This is a genomic window from Pseudomonadota bacterium (assembly GCA_010028905.1).
GTDB lineage: Bacteria > Vulcanimicrobiota > Xenobia > RGZZ01 > RGZZ01 > RGZZ01.
The window spans coordinates 1-1079 of record RGZZ01000916.1 but is presented as its reverse complement, the minus strand read 5'-3'; the positions used below and the strand labels follow the sequence as shown (position 1 = coordinate 1079).

Sequence of the window (1079 nt, the reverse complement as noted above, 5' to 3'; positions counted from 1 at the left end):
ACGCGATTTTTGTTGTTGAGATACATCGCCGTCAAACGCTCGCGCGCCCCGGTCGAGAGCGCCCGAGCGACGTCGTAGACCTTGTCCGGGCTGTCGAGCACCGGCCCATCACCGGCCAACACGCCTCGCAGGTTGGCGCGGCGCACGAGTTCCCGCGTGGCGACCATGCGCGCCCGAGACAACGGCTCCAGGCCACGAGCGTCGAACGCCTGGGCCCGCAGCACGCGCTGGAGGTTGCCGCCCAACTCGTCGAGCGTCTGGCGGGCGACCTTGACCGGATCGCCCTTCACGGCCCCCATCAGCAGCACGGCCACGAGCAGTTCGTCGGGGACGTCCTTGGGGTCGAGCCGCAGCATCTCCGCGACGGCGGCGTCCTGAGGTGCTGCCTTCTTGCGGGACGCCCTCGGCTTGGGCTCGCCGATCACGTTGGCTGAGCCTGAGGACGCCCTGAGGGCTGCCCGCAGCCGCTGCACGGCGGCGAGGTTGAGGCTGCCGGCGGGGGGCAGGAAGGACGCGGCGGCGAGCAGGCCCACGAGGCCGAGGGTGAGGTGGGTGCCGTTCATGGTGTCGCTCCCTTCTGCTGGACGATCTTACCCCGGTTGAGCACGCACAGCGAAGGCATCGCCTGGTGACCGCCCCAACCCTTGACGTCGCGCACGAGCAGCGCGTCCACGCCCGCCTTGCGGAAGTAGCTCTTGGCCCAGCCCCGCGCCTCGATGGCGTCGTAGTGCGTCGAGCGGCGCTCCCACGCGGCCACGGCGTCGGCCATCTCCTCGTCGGTGACCTCCTCGCGACCATGCCAGAGCATGTTGCTCGCCGACCGGTCGAGCCGGATGAACTCGCGCACGATGGGATCGGAGGCGTTGGACAGGTCCACGGCCTTGGTGTCGGGCGCGAGCCTGACCTCGATCAGCCGACCCCGCTGCCCCTGGGCGTAGGCTTGCGCGCCCTCGCGGTCAGCGAGCCAGACACACGCCCCGCCCATGCCCTTGTTGGGGCGCAGCGGGCCGGTGAAGGCAGCGGCCGTGCCGTGAAACCAGGTGGTGGGCAGGTTGAGGTCGGAGAGCGTGGTGGGCTTG

The 1079-nt window shown here is 70.4% G+C and carries 2 protein-coding genes; both read right to left on the bottom strand.

Going from position 1 to position 1079, the window contains the following annotated elements; genetic code table 11:
* Positions 1 to 563, bottom strand: a 563-nt coding sequence (locus tag EB084_26345; GenBank protein ID NDD31783.1) for a hypothetical protein, incomplete at its 3' end; no start/stop codon positions are given.
* The coding region (locus EB084_26340) for a hypothetical protein (protein NDD31782.1) at positions 560 to 1079 on the bottom strand (520 nt) is incomplete at its 5' end. The genes EB084_26345 and EB084_26340, both read right to left, overlap by 4 nt.